The sequence below is a fragment of the Streptosporangium oxazolinicum genome (assembly GCF_039537505.1).
GTDB classification, from domain to species: Bacteria; Actinomycetota; Actinomycetes; order Streptosporangiales; family Streptosporangiaceae; genus Streptosporangium; species Streptosporangium oxazolinicum.
The window spans coordinates 990725-1008212 of the sequence record NZ_BAABAQ010000001.1 but is presented as its reverse complement, the minus strand read 5'-3'; the positions used below and the strand labels follow the sequence as shown (position 1 = coordinate 1008212).

Annotated in this window: 17 protein-coding genes; 9 read left to right on the top strand and 8 right to left on the bottom strand. The window is 67.6% G+C overall.

Going from position 1 to position 17488, the window contains the following annotated elements; genetic code table 11:
- The first annotated feature begins 52 nt into the window (after positions 1 to 52).
- Positions 53 to 904, top strand: coding sequence for a helix-turn-helix domain-containing protein (locus ABD817_RS04740; RefSeq protein WP_344915319.1), 852 nt, complete (start codon positions 53 to 55; stop codon positions 902 to 904).
- Between the two features lie 7 nt (positions 905 to 911).
- Positions 912 to 1112 (top strand): DUF397 domain-containing protein, encoded by a 201-nt coding sequence (locus ABD817_RS04735; protein WP_344915317.1) that lies wholly within the window; start codon positions 912 to 914, stop codon positions 1110 to 1112.
- 819 nt (positions 1113 to 1931) lie between these two features.
- On the opposite strand, the gene ABD817_RS04730 is transcribed toward ABD817_RS04735, so the two are convergent.
- Positions 1932 to 4973, bottom strand: coding sequence for an AfsR/SARP family transcriptional regulator (locus ABD817_RS04730; RefSeq protein WP_344915614.1), 3042 nt, complete (start codon positions 4971 to 4973; stop codon positions 1932 to 1934).
- 326 nt (positions 4974 to 5299) lie between these two features.
- On the opposite strand from ABD817_RS04730, the gene ABD817_RS04725 reads away from it, so the two are divergent.
- The 3 genes from ABD817_RS04725 (at position 5300) to ABD817_RS04715 (ending at position 8214) form a co-directional block, all read left to right on the top strand.
- Complete coding sequence (locus ABD817_RS04725) at positions 5300 to 6514, top strand: hypothetical protein (RefSeq protein WP_344915315.1); 1215 nt, start codon at positions 5300 to 5302, stop codon at positions 6512 to 6514.
- 210 nt (positions 6515 to 6724) lie between these two features.
- A complete protein-coding gene (locus ABD817_RS04720) occupies positions 6725 to 7276 on the top strand; it encodes a hypothetical protein (protein ID WP_344915313.1) in 552 nt (183 codons plus the stop codon).
- On the top strand, positions 7273 to 8214 hold the full coding sequence (locus tag ABD817_RS04715) for a carbohydrate kinase family protein (protein WP_344915311.1): 942 nt from the start codon (positions 7273 to 7275) through the stop codon (positions 8212 to 8214). Before ABD817_RS04720 ends, ABD817_RS04715 begins: the two co-directional genes overlap by 4 nt.
- Positions 8215 to 8275: 61 nt before the next feature.
- Here the strand turns inward: ABD817_RS04715 and ABD817_RS04710 are convergent, their stop codons facing one another.
- Positions 8276 to 10408 carry an ATP-binding protein gene (locus ABD817_RS04710; RefSeq protein ID WP_344915309.1) on the bottom strand — a complete coding sequence of 711 codons (2133 nt, stop codon included), beginning with the start codon at positions 10406 to 10408 and terminating at the stop codon, positions 8276 to 8278.
- A 634-nt stretch (positions 10409 to 11042) separates the two neighbouring features.
- On the opposite strand from ABD817_RS04710, the gene ABD817_RS04705 reads away from it, so the two are divergent.
- From ABD817_RS04705 to ABD817_RS04690, 4 genes are all read left to right on the top strand, one after another.
- Entirely contained in the window at positions 11043 to 11573 is a 531-nt protein-coding gene (locus ABD817_RS04705) for an AAA family ATPase (protein WP_344915307.1), read from the top strand.
- 412 nt (positions 11574 to 11985) lie between these two features.
- On the top strand, positions 11986 to 12957 hold the full coding sequence (locus ABD817_RS04700; RefSeq protein ID WP_344915305.1) for a GlxA family transcriptional regulator: 972 nt from the start codon (positions 11986 to 11988) through the stop codon (positions 12955 to 12957).
- A 14-nt stretch (positions 12958 to 12971) separates the two neighbouring features.
- The gene (locus ABD817_RS04695) at positions 12972 to 13595 is read left to right on the top strand and encodes a DJ-1/PfpI family protein (RefSeq protein ID WP_344915303.1); all 624 of its coding nucleotides are present in this window, start codon (positions 12972 to 12974) and stop codon (positions 13593 to 13595) included.
- A gap of 144 nt (positions 13596 to 13739) precedes the next feature.
- Positions 13740 to 14024, top strand: coding sequence for a hypothetical protein (locus ABD817_RS04690; protein ID WP_344915301.1), 285 nt, complete (start codon positions 13740 to 13742; stop codon positions 14022 to 14024).
- Between the two features lie 76 nt (positions 14025 to 14100).
- Here the strand turns inward: ABD817_RS04690 and ABD817_RS04685 are convergent, their stop codons facing one another.
- From ABD817_RS04685 to ABD817_RS04660, 6 genes are all read right to left on the bottom strand, one after another.
- A complete protein-coding gene (locus tag ABD817_RS04685; protein WP_344915299.1) occupies positions 14101 to 14232 on the bottom strand; it encodes a hypothetical protein in 132 nt (43 codons plus the stop codon).
- Positions 14233 to 14457: 225 nt separating this feature from the next.
- Positions 14458 to 15231, bottom strand: coding sequence for a class I SAM-dependent methyltransferase (locus ABD817_RS04680; protein WP_344915612.1), 774 nt, complete (start codon positions 15229 to 15231; stop codon positions 14458 to 14460).
- Between the two features lie 103 nt (positions 15232 to 15334).
- Positions 15335 to 15574 (bottom strand): hypothetical protein, encoded by a 240-nt coding sequence (locus tag ABD817_RS04675; protein ID WP_344915297.1) that lies wholly within the window; start codon positions 15572 to 15574, stop codon positions 15335 to 15337.
- Positions 15575 to 15783: 209 nt separating this feature from the next.
- Complete coding sequence (locus ABD817_RS04670; RefSeq protein ID WP_344915295.1) at positions 15784 to 16752, bottom strand: NAD(P)-dependent alcohol dehydrogenase; 969 nt, start codon at positions 16750 to 16752, stop codon at positions 15784 to 15786.
- A 10-nt stretch (positions 16753 to 16762) separates the two neighbouring features.
- Positions 16763 to 17032 carry a hypothetical protein gene (locus tag ABD817_RS04665; protein ID WP_344915293.1) on the bottom strand — a complete coding sequence of 90 codons (270 nt, stop codon included), beginning with the start codon at positions 17030 to 17032 and terminating at the stop codon, positions 16763 to 16765.
- The gene (locus ABD817_RS04660; protein ID WP_344915291.1) at positions 17033 to 17383 is read right to left on the bottom strand and encodes an ArsR/SmtB family transcription factor; all 351 of its coding nucleotides are present in this window, start codon (positions 17381 to 17383) and stop codon (positions 17033 to 17035) included.
- Positions 17384 to 17488 lie beyond the last annotated feature (105 nt).

The window sequence follows — 17488 nt, the reverse complement described above, 5'->3', positions numbered from 1 at the left end:
CATATTGTCTAGATATGCACCCTTTGTCGCCTCGCGGGAACAAGGACGGCACATGACCGAACACAGCCCCACCGTCAAGCGGAGGCAACTCTCCATGGCGCTGCTCGACCTCCGGAAGGAACGCAAGCTCACCGCTGCCGAAGTCACCAAGCGTCTCGGCTGGACACCGTCCAAACTCACCCGCATCGAGCGCAACGACTGGAAGCTTCCGAATCCGCGAGACATCCGCGATCTGCTCGACACCTACGAGGTGACCGACGAGGGTGAACGCGCGGCGCTCATCGACCTCGCCAAACAGGCCCGTCAACGCGGATGGTGGGCCGACTACAAGGACGTGTTCCGCGGTCGACTGCCTGCGTTCGAAGCCGGGGCGGTCGCCTTACGCACCTATGACCCCAACATCCCGGGCCTGTGCCAGACGCCGGACTACATGCGGGCGGTCTTCCGCGCCGGGTTCGGCCTCGACGAGCCCGCCATCGAACGTCACGCCGAGGCGCGGCTCGCTAGGCAGGAAATCTTGGAGAGGGCGAATCCTCCCCAGCTGATGACGGTGATCGACGAAGCTGCCCTGCACCGCCTCATCGGCGGGCCCGACGTCCGGCTCGCTCAGCTGGAGCACCTCACCAAAATGGGTGAGCGACCAAACGTCACCATCCAGATACTGCCCTTCAGTGCGGGCGCACACCCAGCGATGGCTGGCGGCTTCGTGATCCTGGACTTTGAGGACGCGGCATCCCCGTCACTGGTCTACACGGAGACCCCTACGGACGATCTCTACCGCGAAAAGCCTCCGGACCTCCATCGGTATACCGTAATTTTCAGCACGGTGCAGGCGCTGGCACTGTCCACGGAAGAGTCGGCGCAGCGCATGCAGTCCATGGTCAGGGATCTACAGCAGAGGTAGGCGAAACGTGGAACGAAGCACCACAGCCGCCTGGCGGAAGAGCAGTCTCTCCGCTCAAGGCGACAACTGCGTCGAAGGGGCGCCCCTCGACGGCGGCGGTTGGGCCGTGCGAGACACCAAGGACCCAGGCGGCCCGCAGCTCGCTTTCGACCACCCTGAGTGGGGCGCCTTCATCCGCCGGGTGAAGGCTGGCGAGTTCGACAGCTAGCCGTCCCAGTAACACGTCGGCCCCGCTCTCCCTTCCGGGGGGAGGGCGGGGCCTTTTCGTGAAACGAAGCCCTTCGAGCCTAACCACCGACAGTCAGGACGTGCGAGGGCAAGCGGTCGTTCGGTTATGCAGGTTTCGGATGGATCCGATGGCGGCCCGGGAGGCTGGGAGGGGTGGGAGGAGCGGCCCTCGCGAGGCATGATTAACACCGACCCTCGCGCGCCTCCGAAGAGATCGTCCGTCGCCGTCGCGTCGGCCTCCTGTGCGGGCCGTATGTGACGGTACCGGAGCCACGCGTCGTGGCCGGGTCCGGAAGCATCACGGTGGACCGGCCTGCCCGCCCGTCTTCTCTTTCCGGACGAACTCCGTGTCCGGCCGCTGCTCGGTTTCGCCATGGCCGTGGGTGCGAGACCCCGAGGCCAACAAAAAAGGAGGCGGCGTACGCCGCCTCCTGCTATACAATGCAATATTCAGGCGCCCGTTCCCGGAAAATAGCCGGCCGGTACCATGTTAATATAATAAATCATAAAAGCCCCAACCGTGAGAATTGCGCAGATGGCAGCGTGATAGAAGAACCCCATGCTGTTTTACCTTTTCGTGAAGGTGAAAAAGCCTTCGGTCTCAAATTTGGACCAGGCCGAAATCTGGTTACAGGATAGCCCTAAAACGCCATTCATTCCACATGGTTATGACCTCTTGTGGAAGGTGTGAGAGCAAAAGCGGCAAATTGGCGAGAAGAGCGATATGACCGCTTTGGCTATCCCTGGAAGCTGTAGATGATCATACAGCAGGATGGATCATGGCGAGTCCCCGTCGGTTCTACCTGGCGAGTCTTGCCCGGACGAGTTCCGCCTCCACCACGCCGAGAGACTCGTAGAGGCCGAGCGCCCGTCGCCAGCACTCCTCTGCCCGCGCCTTCTCGCCGGTGTCGGCAAGCGCGGTGCCCATCTCGTCGAGCGTGCGGGCCTCCTGGTGGACGTCCCCGATGGCGTGTGCCACGGCGAGGGCCTTTTTAAAATGGGCCAGGGCGGCGTCGTGGTGATTCGCGCGATGATGGATTCCGCCGATACTGAGAAGGGCCTGGCTCTCCTCGCGGCGATCCAATATCTCGATAGAAATACGTAATGCTTTTTGGTGATGGACGAGCGCGTCCTCGTCCCTGCCCATGCGCGCGTAGCAATTTCCGATATTGTTGAGGGCGTCCACCTCGTGCCGCCGGTCGCCGATATTACTGTGGATTTGCAGTGCCTGTCTGTAGCACTCAAGGGCGTCGGCGTGCCGGTTCAGGAGCTGATAGACGTTGGCGACGTTGTTGAGCCAGATGGCCTTGTTCTGCGGGCCCATGTCGGGGTAGACGGACCCGGCCTCCTCGTAGTGACCCAGTGCGGTGGTGTAGTTGCCCAGCTTGAACTCGATCTCGCCGATGTTGTTCAACGCGACCTGCTGCCCGCGCCGGTCGCCGCCCTGCCGGTACAGCCCGAGCGCCCCCAGCAGGTACTCGATAGCCTTCGGGTAATCTCCCCGATACGAGTGGATGATCCCGATATGGGTGAGGCTGGCGGCCTGACCGTGGCGGTCGGCCAGCGCCCTGCGCAGTCGCAGCGCCCGCTCGAAGCAGTCCAGGGCGACGTCGAACTCGGAACGTTGCCAGTACACCAGGCCCCTGCTGTCGAGCAGGTCGGCGACGGCCCGCTCGTCGTCGAGGGCACGCTGGATCGTCAGCGCCTCGTCCGCCAGCCGGAGCGCCTCCTCATGCCGGCCGGTCTGCCGCCGCACCACGCTGAGGTCGGCCAGCGCGTACGCGGTCCCCGACCAGTTCCCCAGCTCGCGCCACGCCTCCACGGCACGCGTGTGGAGCTCGGCCGCCTCCGCCCAGCGGACCCACACGTCGAGATACCGGCCGAGGACGCGTGGAAGCAGTGCCGCGTGCCTTGTCCACCCGTGATCGGCGGCGTAGCGCGTGACGAGGAGCAGGTTGTCCGCTTCGGCGTTCATCCAGGCGAGGGCCTGCTCCTCGGTGGCGATGCCGGTTCCGGGACCCGACGCGCCGGACATCTCGGCGGGGCCGCGGGTGCGGTGCGGGTAGAGCAGCCGGTCGGCGGTGTCGGCCATGCGAAGGTAGTGGTCGAGGACCCGGCGGAGCACCTCGGCTCGCGCGCTCTCCGGCTCCCGGCTCGATAACAGGCGGGCGTACTCGCCGATGAGGTCATGAAATCTGTAGCGACCACGCCTGGGCTCCCCGATCAGGTGATGGTCGAGGAGATCGTCGAGCAGCCTCTCCGCCTCGGCCCGGTCCGTCTCCAGTAGTGCCGCCGCGCAGTCCGCGGTGATGTCCGCCCCGGGGTGCAGTCCGAGTCGCCAGAACGCCTGCTGCTGCCATTCGTCCAGGCCGTTGAAGGAAAGCTCGAACGCCGCGGTGATCCCGCGGTTCCCCGCCCGGATCTCGGTCAGCCGCCGGTCGTTCCTGCCGAGCAGCTCGGCGAGGTCGGCCACGCTCCACGCGGGCCGGTGCCGGAGCCGGCTACCGGCCAGCTGAATCGCCAGGGGGAGATGGCCGCAGAGCCGCACGACCCGCGCGACGTCGTCCGCGTTGAGCGCGCGCCGCGAATCCACGACGCGGCCGAAGAGGGCGGCCCCCTCCTGCGGTGGCAACACCTCCAGGGAGAGCGAGTGAACGTCGTCCAGCCCCGCCAGCCGCCGACGGCTGGTGATCAAGACAAGGCAGCCGGGTGCCCCCGGCAGGAGGGGACCGAGCTGATCATGCCCGATGGCGTTGTCGAGGACCAGGAGCACCTTGCGGCGGGCGAGCGCGGTGCGCCACCTCGCCACCCGCTCGTCCAGGTCGCCGGGGACCGGAATGCCGAGGAGGCGCAGGAGACGTTCGAGGGCGGTCGCCGGGTCCATCGACGCGTGCTCGGCGTCGTAGCCCAGCAGGTCGAGATAGAGCACGCCGTCGGGGTAGTCGTCGGCGAGCCGGTGGGCCAGGTGCACGGCCAGCGCCGTCTTCCCGACCCCCGCCATGCCGTCGATCGCGAGAACGGTGACCGCGTCCTCCCGTATCCGCTCGTCGATCAGCCGGTTGATCTCGGGCGTCCTGCCGACGAAGGTGCGGACGTCGCGAGGAAGGCTGGTCAGCGGCGTGTTTCCCGAGGCGCCGCGCCAACCTCCCGAGGCACCGCGCCAGCTTCCCGGGGTGCCGCGCCAGGACTCGGGCAGCAGTGCCGGATCGCCCTGGAGGATGCGCTGGTGCAGTGCCCGTAACCCCGGTCCCGGTTCGGCGCCGTGCTCTCCGACGAGACGCCTGTGCGCCTGACGGTAGGCGCCGAGGGCCTCCGCCTGCCGACCGGCGCGATAGAGCGCCAGCATGAGCAGCTCGACCAGTTTCTCGTGGAATCGAAATCGGTTGACCAGGTCGTACAGTTCCGGCACGAGGTCGGTGTTCGAGCCGTGAAGGAGTTCGAGTTCGACGCGTTCGACGGTGCCGGTCAGAAGGTCGTTTTCGAGCTTTCGGCGGGTATGGACGACCCAGGAACCGGAGAGTCCGGACAGCGGCTCTCCCCGCCACAGGCGACCCGCTTCGCCATACAACCGGAAAGCGTCGTCGACGTCGCCGTTTTCGGTTACCGAACGGGCTCGCGAGCACAGCGCGCGGAAGTGATGGTAGTCGATGTTCTCCGGATCTGTTTCAAGGGAATACGTCCCCGAACCACCTCTCAGCCGCACGTCCTCTCCGGCGCCGTGGAGGCGGCTCTTGAGCCGGGCGACATGACTGTACAGGCTATTGCGGGCATTGGCCGGTGGACTTTCGTCCCACACCTTGCGGATGAGCGACTCGGTGGAAACCGGCTTGCCCGGTGTCATCAAAAGGACGGCCAAAACATGACGTTCCTTGGCCCACCCCAGGTCACGGCGTTGACCCCGAGACCAAAACTCGACTGGGCCGAGAATACGGAATTCCATTCGATTCCCCTTCCCGGGGTGAGTGGTCTTCCCGTCTGACGCATTTAACTGGCCAGAGTCAACTGAGCAGTAAGTGATTCGACCAGCCCTATGACCTATTTATCCTCAATCTTCCTGGCTGGCAACAGGATTGCCGCAAGGGTTTCCGCAAGTTTCGGCGGCAATTCTCTAGAGAGGGCGACGAACCTCGCCCGTCCGCCGGAACAGGTCAGGGGTGATACAGGCAAATGTCCGATCACGAATGGAGCAGGGTTCCTATCGGGCTCGACTCTCGCCGATGGGTGACGCGCAGGGACTGCAAAGTGGTGCTGGTGGTCGTCCACACCGTCACGTCGGGACAGCGCCTGATGGACACCGTGCGTCTCGTGGAATCCGACCTGAGAATCCAGGTCGTGTTCACCATCGCCCCGGACGTCTTCAGCAACGGGGTCGCGGAGTTCGTCGGTGGCCTGGGGGCGGTGGTGCTGCCCTGGGAGCAGGCCAGGAACCAGCGGTTCGATCTCGCCATCGCCGCCAGCCTGGGCGCGCTCCACGAGATCCACGCGCCACTGATCGTCATTCCGCACGGTGCCGGCTTCAACAAGCTCGTGACCGTACGAGACGGTGTGCGTGCCGTGGGCGGTCGTGTGGCGTACGGGCTCGATCCCCAGCGCCTGTTGCACGACGGCGCCGTACTGCCCTCGGCGGTGGCGCTCTCCCACTCCTCCGAGCTGGGACGGCTGGCCCGGACCTGCCCGGACGCGCTCCCCGTGGCCACCGTCGTCGGCGACCCGTCGTACGACAGGCTGGCCGCCGGCCTGCCGCACCGAGATCTGTACCGCCGCGCGCTGGCCGTCGAGCCGGAGCAGAAGCTCGTCGTGGTCAGCTCGACCTGGGGGCCGGCGTCGCTCTTCGGCCGATGGCCCCGGCTGCTGCACCGCCTGGTCACCGAGCTGCCCCGGCAGGAGTATCGGGTCGTGCTGCTTCTGCACCCCAACATCTGGTTCGGGCACGGCATCTGGCAGGTGAGAGCCTGGTTCGCCGATTCCCTGCGGCGCGGTCTGAGCCTGGTGCCACCGGAGGCGAACTGGCACGCGGTCCTCGCGTCGGCCGACTGGATCATCGGGGACCACGGATCGGCGACCCTGTACGGGACGGTCACCGGGGCGCCGGTCGTACTGGCCGGCTTCCCCCGGGACGACGTCGACCCGGCGTCCGCCCTCGGCGGGCTCGCCGCCGTCGCCCCCCGGCTCTCTCCTCGCGGTTCGCTGCGAGAGCAGCTGGTCAGGATCGCCACGGAGGTGGAGCCCGGCCACTACCGGGCCGTCGCGGAAAGCATCACCTCCGCGCCGGGCCGTTTCGACCGGAACATGCGCCGGCTCATCTACCGGTCGCTGGACCTGCGGCAACCCTCGGTCATCCCGGTGACCGCACCGGCTCCGGCGCCCTTTCTCGTCAGGTAGACCCCAGATCGGAGAATCGACGTGTTCGGCACACTCGTCTCAGTTCACCTCTTCCGGGTGGAACACGCGCTCAGGTTGCGCCGGATCCCACCCCCACCCGCGACTCCCGCTCCACCCGGATCCTCGGCTCCGTCCCGGATCACCGTCCCGTCGCGGACCTCCGCCACGCGCGGAACCGCCGCGTCGCGGCGGAGTGACCCGGCGATCCTGGTGATCCCCCGCGAGGGCCCGCTCCGCGCCCCGCACCTCATGATCCTGTCTCCGGCGGGACACCACCGCGGCCTGCCGCCCGGCAGGCGCGTCTTCGACGGCACGCACATCGTCGCCACCCTCGACGACCCCCTGGGCCGGATCTGGTGTGAGGTCGCCGACGTCCTCGTAAGCCAGGAGACTTCATGGAACGTTCCAGAGCGCGATATCTCCGGTCTCCTTGACCGGTATCCCGGTTGCGAGGTCGCGGTCGGCGGGCACGAGGCCGGAGGCGGCTTCCTGGCCGGGCTGCGCGACGGACGGCTCGCCGCGATCACCGAGGTGGGAGGTCTTCCCGGCGGCTCCGCCCCCTGGCCCGCCGTCTACGGGTCGTTCCTGTACGGCTGGCGGATCGCTGGAATGCCGTTCGAGAGTCTGGCCACCGCCTCGGTGATCGTGGGCCGGTACGCCGACTCCTCGGCGGCCCGGATCGGAACGCTCGAAGTGGCGGGCAGGACACAGGTCAGACCCGCCCACCTCCGGACGTACGACACCGGAGGGATGTCCGCATGACCCGCGCGATCCTCGTGGCCGGTGCCGTCAGCTTCTACATGTCCGTGGGGGTGAGGGAGTTCCCGATCCGGTACGCCCCCACGTCGTCGCCACGCTGGTCATGCGCCGGCGTGTCGGGGGCCGCGGGCCACATCGCGCGGACCCTGAAGACGCTCGGCGACGACGTGCGTCTGTGCACCGTGGTCGGCCGGGATCTCATCGGCGCGGGTATAACGACCGAGCTCGGTCGTGCGGGCCTGCTCGGACCCGGGATCGTCGAGAGCGCCGAGTCGTCGTCGGGCGTGACACTCGTCACGCCCGACGGCCGTCGGATGGGTTTCCCGCATCTGGCGCCCGTCAACGGGGTCGCGTACTCACCGGACCTCTTCGAGGAGCAGGCCCGTGGCGCGGACCTGCTGGTCCTGACGAACGCGAAGTTCGTCCGGGATCTGGTACGGCCCGCGGCTCGGCTCGGCGTTCCCATCGCCGTGGACGTCCACCTCATCCACGATCTCGACGGCGAGTACAACCGTCCGTGGCTGGAGGCCGCGCGGATCGTCTTCTGCAGCCACGAACGCCTTCCCTGTCCGCCCGAGCGGTGGATGGCGAAGATGTTCCGTCGCTACCCGCGCTGCCAGGTGGTGGGCGTCGGGCTCGGCGAGCGGGGGGCGGTGCTCGGGACGAGGGACGGGCTGCTCGTCAGGGCGGAGGCCGTGACGTCACGGGAGGTCGTGAACACCACCGGAGCCGGTGACGCGCTGTTCGCCACCTTCCTGCACGTCTGGCGGAACACCGGCGATCCGGTACGGGCCCTGCGGGCGGCGGTGGTGCACGCCGGCTGGAAGATCGGTTCCCGCACTCCGGTGACGGCGTCACTGACCTGTGAGGAACTGTCGAAGCTGGGAGCGGCGTGTTCGCCGCACGTCGTGACCGGACGCTGGGACGCCGGGACGGCCTGATCGCCGGGACCGCCCCGGCATCCCGCCGGGGCGGTTTCGACCGTCAGGCACCACCCGGCCGTCAGTCTCCGCCCAGCCGGGACAGCCGATCGTCCAGCCTTCCGCTCCGGGCCCCCCGCCGGACGAGGATCCGCCGCGCCTCCTCGTAATGTTCACGAGCGTCGTCCCGCTGACCGTTCTCCAGAGCGAGGTCTCCGAGTGCTTCCAGGGCCTGGGCCTCGCCGCTGTCCGAGCCGATCCGCCGCATCTCCTCCAGCGCCCGTTCCAGGAGATCGGCCGCCGCCGCAGGTCCTCCGGCCCGCGCGCGGCCGAGCAGGACGAGCACGCGTGCCTGGTTGTAGGGGTCGGGTTCCGGCGCGAGGAGTTGTCGCGCCTCCGTCAGGCATTCGACGGCCTCCGCATGGCGACCGCTCCCGGTCATCGCGTCACCGAGGTCGCACAACGTCAGAGCCACCTTGCGTGAACCGCCCATCGCGCGGTAGCCGTCGAGTGCCTCCCCGAAGAGCGCGAGGGCCTCGTCGATTCGCCCCCGGTCCTTCTCCACCAGGCCCAACCGGCGCAGGCTGCCGGCCACCCGCTGCCGGTTTCCCTCGCGACGCCAGATCTCCAGCGCTTTCCGGAAGTCGTCGGCGGCCTCGTCCAACCGGCCGAGGGTGCGCAGCGCCAGGCCGGTCCGGTTCAGCATCTTGGCCTCGCCCCGGGAGTCCGAGCAGGCGCGCGCCGCCGCCAGGCCCAGCCTGTCGACCTCCAGCCGTTCCGCGTGATGACCGCGATACAGGAACAGCGGCCAGATGCCGTCGACCAGCTGCCAGGCCACGTCGAACAGATCTCGCTCGAACGCGACACGGACGGCGGCCCTGAGGTTGGCGAACTCGTCCTCCAGCCAGTCGAGCGCCTGCGCCGGGCCGGTGAAGACGACCGGCTCGGCGGGCTCGTGGATCACCGCCTCCCGGGAGACCCGACGGTACGGCAGCACGACCTGGCTCGCGCTCCAGGTGGTGTACAGGAACCAGTCGAGCGCCCTGCGCGCGGTCTCCTCACGGGTCGCCTCGGAATCCAGTTGCTCGGCCAGCTCCCGGGCGTGCAGCCGGGTCAGGTCGTGGAGGCGGTAGTGCCCGCCGGGCACGTCGTCGAGCAGGTTGGCGTCCGTCAGGACCTCCAGCAGGTGACGGACCTGGACAAGCGGGAGCCCCACCGTCGCGGCCACCGCCCGGCTGTCGAAGGTGGTGCCGGGGAAGAGCCCGAGCAGCCGGTAGACACGTGCCTCCTGCGGGGAGAGTCCCCGGTAGGAGAGCGTGAGAGCGGCCCGGATCGTCATGTCGTCCTCCACCGACAGCTCGCTGAGGCGCCGCCGCTCGTGGCTGAGGGCCTCCACCATTTCCGACAGCGGCCAGTGTGGCCTGGTGGCCAGCCGGGCGGCGGCCACGCACAGGGCGAGCGGTAGTCGCGCGCACAGCTCCACCAGCTCGTCTGCCGCCTCCGGCTCGTCGCGCACCCGGTCTTCGCCGACGGTCCGTTCCAGCAGCGTCAGCGCCGAGGCCGGACTGAGCCGGTCCAGCTGGACCCCCCTCGCCCCGCGCATCAGCAGACCCGCGAGCCGCCACCGGCTGGTGACGATCGCGAAGCTGTCCGAGGACGCCGGCAGGAGCGGGCTCACCTGGGCCGCCGACAGGACGTCGTCCAGCACGACGACCAGACGGCGCCCGCTCACCAGCGACTGGTAGAGCGCCGAACGCTCCGCCAGGTCACCGGGGATCCGTCCGGGCGCGACCCCGAAGGCGCGGATGAACCGCCCCAGCACCTCCGCCGGTTGCACGGGGGCGTCCACGGCGTGCCCACGCAGGTCGGCGAAGAGCTGACCGTCCGGGAAGGCGCCACGCTCCCGGTGCGACCAGTGCAACGCCACCGCGGTCTTGCCGATGCCCGCCGGGCCGCTGACGACAGCGACCTTGGGCACCCCCGTCCCTCCCGGGCCGGAACGCACGGCGTCCAGCAGGGCGAGCGTCTCGGCACGATCGACCAGGATGCCGCCGGCCGGCAGCTGGGTCGGCCGAGGCAGGGGGGTGGACGCCTGATGCAGGTGGATCCCGCCGTGGACGTCCCTGGCCTGGATCGCCGATCCCAGCACGGTTCCGTTCAGCTCATTGACATGATCTTCGGGTCGCTGGTTCCTGGAACGGGAATCGGCACTCATCACCCTACTCGTGTCACGGGCGAGAAACCGCACCCGCGAATAATTGTTGACCGAATCTGTTGTTTCCATACATGAGAAAATGAACAACAGCTTCCATGCTTACGCCATCCGACGTCTTCGTCAAGACGGAGGTGTTATTTCGCTTTTTTCCATCCAGCGAATAAGGCCGGGTATGTGCCTTGAGCAGGAGATATATCCTTTTGTGATACTTGAAAAGGTATGGGGCTTGAGTGGTGGAAGTAGTGGTGTGAAAGCGTACAGGGCTTTCCGTGATAGCCCCCGGCACTCCTTACACCCTGCCATCGGGGGCGATGAAGGTCCGGCCGAGGGTGGTGTCCCGCTTGGCCCGCTTGGGCAGGTCCGGGCATCCTGACGACGCCTCGTGGAACGCGAGCGCCCGTGAGCCGTCCGCCCGCCCCGAACGTTGCCGCGCATTCCGGCGGCGTTGACCACCGTTGGTACGGCCACGAAGGCTGGGACAACCGGTAACCGGCCGACCGCGCCGATGGGGCTCCGCTCACAGCCCTGTGCGCCATGGCGAGCCACGAATTCTCGGCGGCGACACCGCTCTCCCAACGCCGTCAACCATGACGACGTCGAGCAGGACGGACACGTCCTCGGTTATCCTCTGGCAATGGGAATCAGAAACTATCTGATCGAGGGAGTTTCCGGCACCGGCAAGACGTCGGTCTGCAAAGAATTGCGGCGACGCGGCTACCACGCCATCAACGGTGACACCGATCTGGCTTATCAAGGCGATCCGGAAACCGGGATACCAACGAGTGGCGCGACGCACGAGCACCACATTTGGCAGGTAGACAGGGTAAGAGCCCTGGTCGCCGGCCAGGATGAGGCGGTAACGTTCTTCTGCGGTGGTTCCAGGAATTTTTATCAGTTCGTCGATTTATTTGACGGTGTTTTCGTCCTGGACGTCGACCTCGACACGTTGAACCGGCGGCTTGACCAGCGGCCGGAAGACGAGTGGGGTGGCAAGCAGGCGGAACGAGAACTCATCGTGCGGTTGCACCGAACGAAAGAAGACATTCCGAAGAACGGCATCTCGATCGACGCCACCGCACCGCTCGCACACGTCGTCGACGAGATCGTTCGTCGAACCGAAGCCGGTAAACAGCCACAGCTCCGTCGAACCGAAGCCGGCAAATAGCCACAGCGCGGAAGCCTGCTCGAAAGCGTCGGGCGTGCGCCAGGAGCCTCTCGACGCCCGGGTCGAAGCCACGTCTGGTTTCCCATGCTCCGACCTTCCCCTCGGGTCAGTTCTCCACGGTACGAACGGTAGGAGAGGAGAGCCACCGAAGCCTCCGGCGGGGGCGCTTCAGAGGCGGGCCGCTGTTCGTGACTCCCCTTGACGTTCCCGCCGGTCAGGGGCCGTCCATCCCCCCGGCCGTCGCGGCGATCAAACCGTCCGCCGTGGGGGGTGTTCGGCCGCCCCTGCTCCTTCGCGACTTCGGTGGTGACCGGAACGACGCGGTCACAGCGCTCCGCCATGCTGAACCGTGGCTGAATCTGCAAGGTATGTGTCCTTGCGGCCATAGCCGCGCGGGGCCAAGTATGGCGACATGTCGCAACGCGTGGTCATCATCCTTTTCGACGGCTTCCAGCTGCTCGATCTCGCGGGCCCGGCCGATGTCTTCTCCGCGGCCGGGTTGCTGGATCCGGGCGCCGATTACCGGGTGGAGGTCACGGCCGTTCAGGCGGGGGCCGTACGCTCCCTGTCCGGCGTCACCGTGGTCGTCGAGACGCCACTGCGAAGCGTGGAAGGCCCGATCGACACGCTGCTGGTGGTCGGCGGCCTCCCGGCCCGTACGGCTGTCGCCGACACGGCGGCACTGGTGCCGGAGGTACGCAGGCTCGCCGGGGAGTCAGGCCGTGTCGGATCCATCTGCTCGGGCACGTGGCTGCTGGCCGAGGCCGGCCTGCTGGAGGGAAGGCGGGCGACCACCCACTGGGCGGTGGGGGACATGCTCGCCCGCGAGCATCCCAACGTGCGGGTGGACGCCGATCGCATCTACGTGCGCGACGGCAACGTGTGGACCTCGGCGGGGGTCACCTCGGGGATCGACCTCGCTCTCGCCCTCGTCGCTCACGACCACGGGCACGACCTGGCCAGGGAGATCTCTCGTTGGCTGGTCGTGTACCTGCAGAGACCAGGCGGGCAGAGCCAGTTCAGTACGCCGCTGAGCGCGCGGACACCGAAGCGTGAACCCCTGCGCGACCTCCAGGGGTGGATCGAGGAGAGCCTGAACGCCGACCTGTCGGTGGAGGCCCTCGCGGAACACGTGAACATGAGCGTCCGCCACTTCTCACGCGTGTTCAGGACCGAGGTCGGTGTGTCACCCGCCCGGTACGTCGAGCGGGCACGGGCGGCGGCGGCCAGACGACTGCTGGAAAGCAGCGACGAGCCGCTCGACCGGATCGCCACCCGGGTCGGACTCGGGACGCCCGAGACCCTCTATCGCGTCTTCCGCCGCCACCTCAAGGTCTCGCCGGGAGAGTACCGGCGCAGATTCCACGACAAGCGGATTCCCTGACAAGGAGAGCTGACATGCACATCGCGATTCCCCTGTACGCGGGTTACGACGCCATGGACGCCTTGGGACCGTACTTCGTGCTCAGGAACATTCCCGGCGCGACGGTCACCTTCGTGGCGGAGCGGCCAGGCGTCGTCGCCGACGAGGGGGTTACGCTGACCGCCACCGCCTCCTTCGCCGACCTGCCCAGACCCGACGTCCTGGTGGTGCCGGGTACCAAGGACGTGAAGCGGAGCATGACGGACCAGGATTTGATCCGCTACGTGAAGGCGGTGCACCCGGCCACCACATGGACCACCTCGGTTTGCGTGGGCTCGCTCGCGCTCGGCGCGGCAGGTCTGCTGGAGGGGGTCAGGGCGACGACCCACTGGGTGGCCCACGACCTGCTCGCGGGGTTCGGGGCGCGGCCGGTCAACGAGCGCTTCGTCCGGGACGGCAAGATCATAACTTCGGGCGGCGTGCTGGCCGGCATCGACATGGCGCTCTACCTCGCGTCCTTGCTGGCGGGCGAGGGTATGGCCATGGCGATCCAGCTCGGGCTGGAGTACGCGCCGGAGCCACCGTTCGACGCCGGGACGCCGAAGACCGCTCCCGCGGAGATCACTGAGCTGGTGCGCTCCTTGCTGAGGGATGCTTGATCTCATGGCTTGACCTCGTGGGGGCTGTCGCGTGCGAGGTGACGAGGGAAGCAGGGTCCGGGACGACCCTGATCGGCTCCCCGGCCTCACCGACCAGGTTCGCGTAACCCGGGTCGGGTCGTTTCCCGGCTCCGCGCGGACGCCGTGAAGCTCAACCGGGTCACACCGGCCCTGGAGGAGCTCGCGCTGTCAGGGGCGCATCACGAGACGTGGGCCATCCTGGTCGACGCGCTTCCCGCTCTGCTGCCCGGCACCGGAGAACGACCGCTGACAGGCCTGGCGGACCTCCTGGCCGTCGCGGTCAAGGCCGCCGCTCTCGCGGGGGCGCGGGCCGATGTGCCGGGGCTGGCGGAGACGGCCGCGCGCAAGGGCGGCAGTCGTGTGATCGAGGAAGCTCGTCATCTCCTGCGGACGATCAGCGCGGGATGAGGGCCGATCACTTACTCGCCTCTCGGAGCGGTTTGTGCTGAACGTGATCGCGCCAGCCGCTCCGCGCTTCGTCGCCTCAGCGCCCTTGGCTTCGGCGGTCATGCTTGAGCGCCAGCCTCACGGCTCCATAGATGATGAAGAACAGAATCAGGCCGATAATCAGCCAGAAGGCCGCCAGTGCGAGCCAGCCCGTCATCCCGATCACCATTCGCCCCTACCTTTAAGACCATTTATTCGCCGTCGCAGGTTATGTCATGGAATTCGGCCTCACGATCACTTGAGGGTGACCGATCTCCGTACGGGGCTGGGGTGATTGACGGTCCGGCAGTTCGTTCCCCAGCCCCGGCCCGCTGGGCACCGTGGCCGGCGTGCCCGTCGCGTGCCCGATGTCGCGGGGAACGCTCGCGGAGGTGGACGTCTGACCATCGAGGCACTACTCGCGGCGCCGACGCGCGATATGGGCGGTGATGTCGGCGGTGATCTCGACCGTCGCGGGCAGAATCCGCATGATCCGACTGAACACCTCCTCTCGCTCCAGGGCCGGCAAGATGAGATAGGCCGAGACGGTCGAGAGATGGCCGACATAGTCGCGGGCACTCATCGTCAAGCGCCGCTCGACCACGGCCTGCCGAACATCGGTGAACCACTCGGACCGCTGGAGCTCCGTACCCGGCCACTGCATGTCATTCTCCGGAGGCGTCCCATCCGGAGACGGAATCTCGTCGTCGGCCATGAACGGTGACCGTGCCGTGCGAACAGCCACCTCCACGGCCGGGTCGGCCGGCTGGATCTGCCCGCCGAACGAGGCGAACACACCACCCGGCTCCAGTAGCGCGGCCATGCGCGACCACCGATCTTCCGGATCCGTCCAGTGCAGCGCCGCTGCCGCGTAGACCAGCTCGTACCTCTCGCCCGGTCGCAAGTCCTCGAACGCGGCCCGTACGGTCCTGACGCTTTCCGGCACGTGCTTGCGCAGCTCGGCGAGCATGGCCCCATCGGGCTCGGTCGCGGTGACCGCGATCCCTCGCCGGGCGAACAGGCGGGTCGCCTTGCCGGTCCCGGCGCCGATTTCGAGGGCGGTCCGAACCGGCCGAGCCGCGTACGCCGTCACCATGTCGAAAAGCTCCGCGGGATACCCCGGCCGGAATCGTTCGTATGCTTCCGCGATCACTCCGAAGCTCAGTGCGCGACTGGACATACCGAGCATCTTCACACGAGCCGCGCCGTCAGTGCCCGGTCTTTTCTGTCCGGTCCTTCCTGCGCGGCCTCCTCGCCGGGGTCGGCGTCGTGCGCCACCGATCCGCCGACGGTCACCGGAAAGGGTTTCGCCCCGTGGCGGTCAGGTAGAGCGGAAAGAAGACGACCCACAGGATCAGGGATCCCAAAAACCACGCCTGGGGCGTCTCTATCCTGAGGGACCCGAACGAGAAGGAGGCGGGATTGCCCTGCCTCAGCCGCTCCTTGGCGTCGGCGTAGATCCAGGTGTCGATCCCCAAGGCCAGGAGCAGGACGAGAATCGGCACCAGTGCGGTTGGGGGCAGCCCTGTCATTCGCCCTGCTTCCGATCGGGAAGGTCAGCTGGTTTCGCGGTCATTGTACATATATCGGGCCCCGCGCATTCTGTCGCTTTTGCCCCCACCTGTGGAGGGAACGGGCCTGCCCCGAGTTCACCCGGCTCGCCGAGAAGATCGGTTGCGCGTCTTCGCGAATGGGGAGGTCAGGAGCCCGGACTCCCCTTCGCGGGGCGCGGACCTCGGCTTCACAGGGTGATGACGATCTTCGCTCGTGCGTGCTTCTCGCCGAAGTACCGCATCGCCTCGGGGACCTCGCTCAGCGAATAGGTCCTGTCGATCACCGGTGTGATCCGCCCGGACTCGATCATCTCCTTGAGGTCGGCGAGGTTCCTCTGGCTTCGCTTCGCCGTGTACGGGCGCAGGCTCTGCCGTACGAACGGCGACAGTGCCACCGCCCCCGCGAGCCGGCCCATCGGCCCGAGCCACCGGCCGCCTTTCGAGCTGGACAGGACGAGGGTCCCCCCGGGGCTCAACGCGCGTCTGAAGCCGGACAACGAGTGGTTGCCCGCCAGGTCGAAAACGAGGTCGTAGCGCCGGTCGCCCCTGGTGAAATCCTCCCGGGTGTAGTCGAGGACGTGGTCGGCGCCGATCGAGCGGACCAGCTCCGTGTTCCTCGTGCTGCACACACCGGTCACCTCCGCCCCGAACGACTTGGCGATCTGTACGGCGAAGGTGCCCACGCCTCCCGATGCCCCGTTGATCAGGACCTTCTGCCCCGCCGCTATCCCACCCCGGTCGCGGAGACCCTGCAACGCGGTGTTCGCCGCGTAGGGGACGGCCGCGGCCTGCTCGAAGGTCAGGTTGGCCGGTTTCGGGCACGTCAGGTCCTCGGGGACGCGGACGTATTCGGCGAAGCCCCCGGCGGAGACCTCGGCGTACACCTCGTCGCCCGGCTGGAAGCGCGTCACGTTCTTACCGACGGACTCGACCTCTCCGGCGATGTCCCGGCCGGGGATCTTCTGCTTCGGCCCGCGTAGCCCGAACGCCAGGCGACTCAGGTAGGGCAGACCTGTCATGATCACCAGGTCGCCGTGGGTCACCGACGCCGCGTGAACGCGTACCAGGACCTCGTTGTCGCCGGGCACCGGCTTGTCGACCTCACCGAGTCCCAGGACCTCGGCGGAGCCGTACCTCTCTTGGACGATCGCTTTCATCGTGTCCTTCTCATTCGACGGTTCGCAGGATCTGCTCGATCGAGGCCGCGCGCGCTCGTAGTTCGGAGAGGTCGTTCGACGTCCGCTGCTGGGCGTCCATGGTGTTCTCGGCGAGTTGCTCGTAGCGGCGTACGAGCCGGCGCAGGTCCTCCTGCACGGTGGCGGACAGCTTCAGCTTGCGGAACTCCAGGACCGTCGCCGCGGTGCCGATGAGCAGGATCAGGGCCAGGAATGACAGGCCCAGGATCAGGACCGTGCCCGGCCAGGTCGTCGTGTCCATTCAGGGCTGCTCCTTGGGTGCGGGACCCTTCTCCGGGTCCGATCGGGTGAGGGTCCGGACCGCCTCGGCCACGGTCGAGGCGGTCAGGCGCAGGTGGAAGTCCGTGACCTCGTAGTACTTCATGGCCTTGCCGTCCTCCGAGAGCTCAAGGCTGCCGACGACCAGCCCGGCCGCCTCCAGCCGTTGCAGGTGCATGTGCAGGAGAGGGCGGCTGATCCCGATGTCGCGGGCCAGGCGGCTCACGTAGTCACGCCCACCGGCGAGCCTCGCGACGATGCGCAGCCGCAGCGGGTTGGCCAGCGCCGCGAGCATCACGACCAGTTCGTCACCGGTCGGCGCGACCCCTGTCATGACACTCCTTCACCTGTAAGAAACGTCTTACAGGTGAAATATATCGCATACACCACGGACCCAGCCAAATTGGTGTGCCGGACCGTATCCCGTGGGGGCCGGAGC

Excerpts from the sequence above, each read along its gene's own strand:
- ABD817_RS04730 (WP_344915614.1), bottom strand. The coding sequence starts at position 4,973 with ATGACACCGGGCAAGCCGGTTTCCACCGAGTCGCTCATCCGCAAGGTG.
- ABD817_RS04725 (WP_344915315.1), top strand. The coding sequence starts at position 5,300 with ATGTCCGATCACGAATGGAGCAGGGTTCCTATCGGGCTCGACTCTCGC.
- ABD817_RS04680 (WP_344915612.1), bottom strand. The coding sequence starts at position 15,231 with ATGCTCGGTATGTCCAGTCGCGCACTGAGCTTCGGAGTGATCGCGGAA.
- ABD817_RS04685 (WP_344915299.1), bottom strand. The coding sequence starts at position 14,232 with ATGGTGATCGGGATGACGGGCTGGCTCGCACTGGCGGCCTTCTGGCTG.
- ABD817_RS04670 (WP_344915295.1), bottom strand. The coding sequence starts at position 16,752 with ATGAAAGCGATCGTCCAAGAGAGGTACGGCTCCGCCGAGGTCCTGGGA.
- ABD817_RS04695 (WP_344915303.1), top strand. The coding sequence starts at position 12,972 with ATGCACATCGCGATTCCCCTGTACGCGGGTTACGACGCCATGGACGCC.
- ABD817_RS04715 (WP_344915311.1), top strand. The coding sequence starts at position 7,273 with ATGACCCGCGCGATCCTCGTGGCCGGTGCCGTCAGCTTCTACATGTCC.
- ABD817_RS04665 (WP_344915293.1), bottom strand. The coding sequence starts at position 17,032 with ATGGACACGACGACCTGGCCGGGCACGGTCCTGATCCTGGGCCTGTCA.
- ABD817_RS04740 (WP_344915319.1), top strand. The coding sequence starts at position 53 with ATGACCGAACACAGCCCCACCGTCAAGCGGAGGCAACTCTCCATGGCG.
- ABD817_RS04705 (WP_344915307.1), top strand. The coding sequence starts at position 11,043 with ATGGGAATCAGAAACTATCTGATCGAGGGAGTTTCCGGCACCGGCAAG.
- ABD817_RS04660 (WP_344915291.1), bottom strand. The coding sequence starts at position 17,383 with ATGACAGGGGTCGCGCCGACCGGTGACGAACTGGTCGTGATGCTCGCG.
- ABD817_RS04710 (WP_344915309.1), bottom strand. The coding sequence starts at position 10,408 with ATGAGTGCCGATTCCCGTTCCAGGAACCAGCGACCCGAAGATCATGTC.
- ABD817_RS04675 (WP_344915297.1), bottom strand. The coding sequence starts at position 15,574 with ATGACAGGGCTGCCCCCAACCGCACTGGTGCCGATTCTCGTCCTGCTC.
- ABD817_RS04700 (WP_344915305.1), top strand. The coding sequence starts at position 11,986 with ATGTCGCAACGCGTGGTCATCATCCTTTTCGACGGCTTCCAGCTGCTC.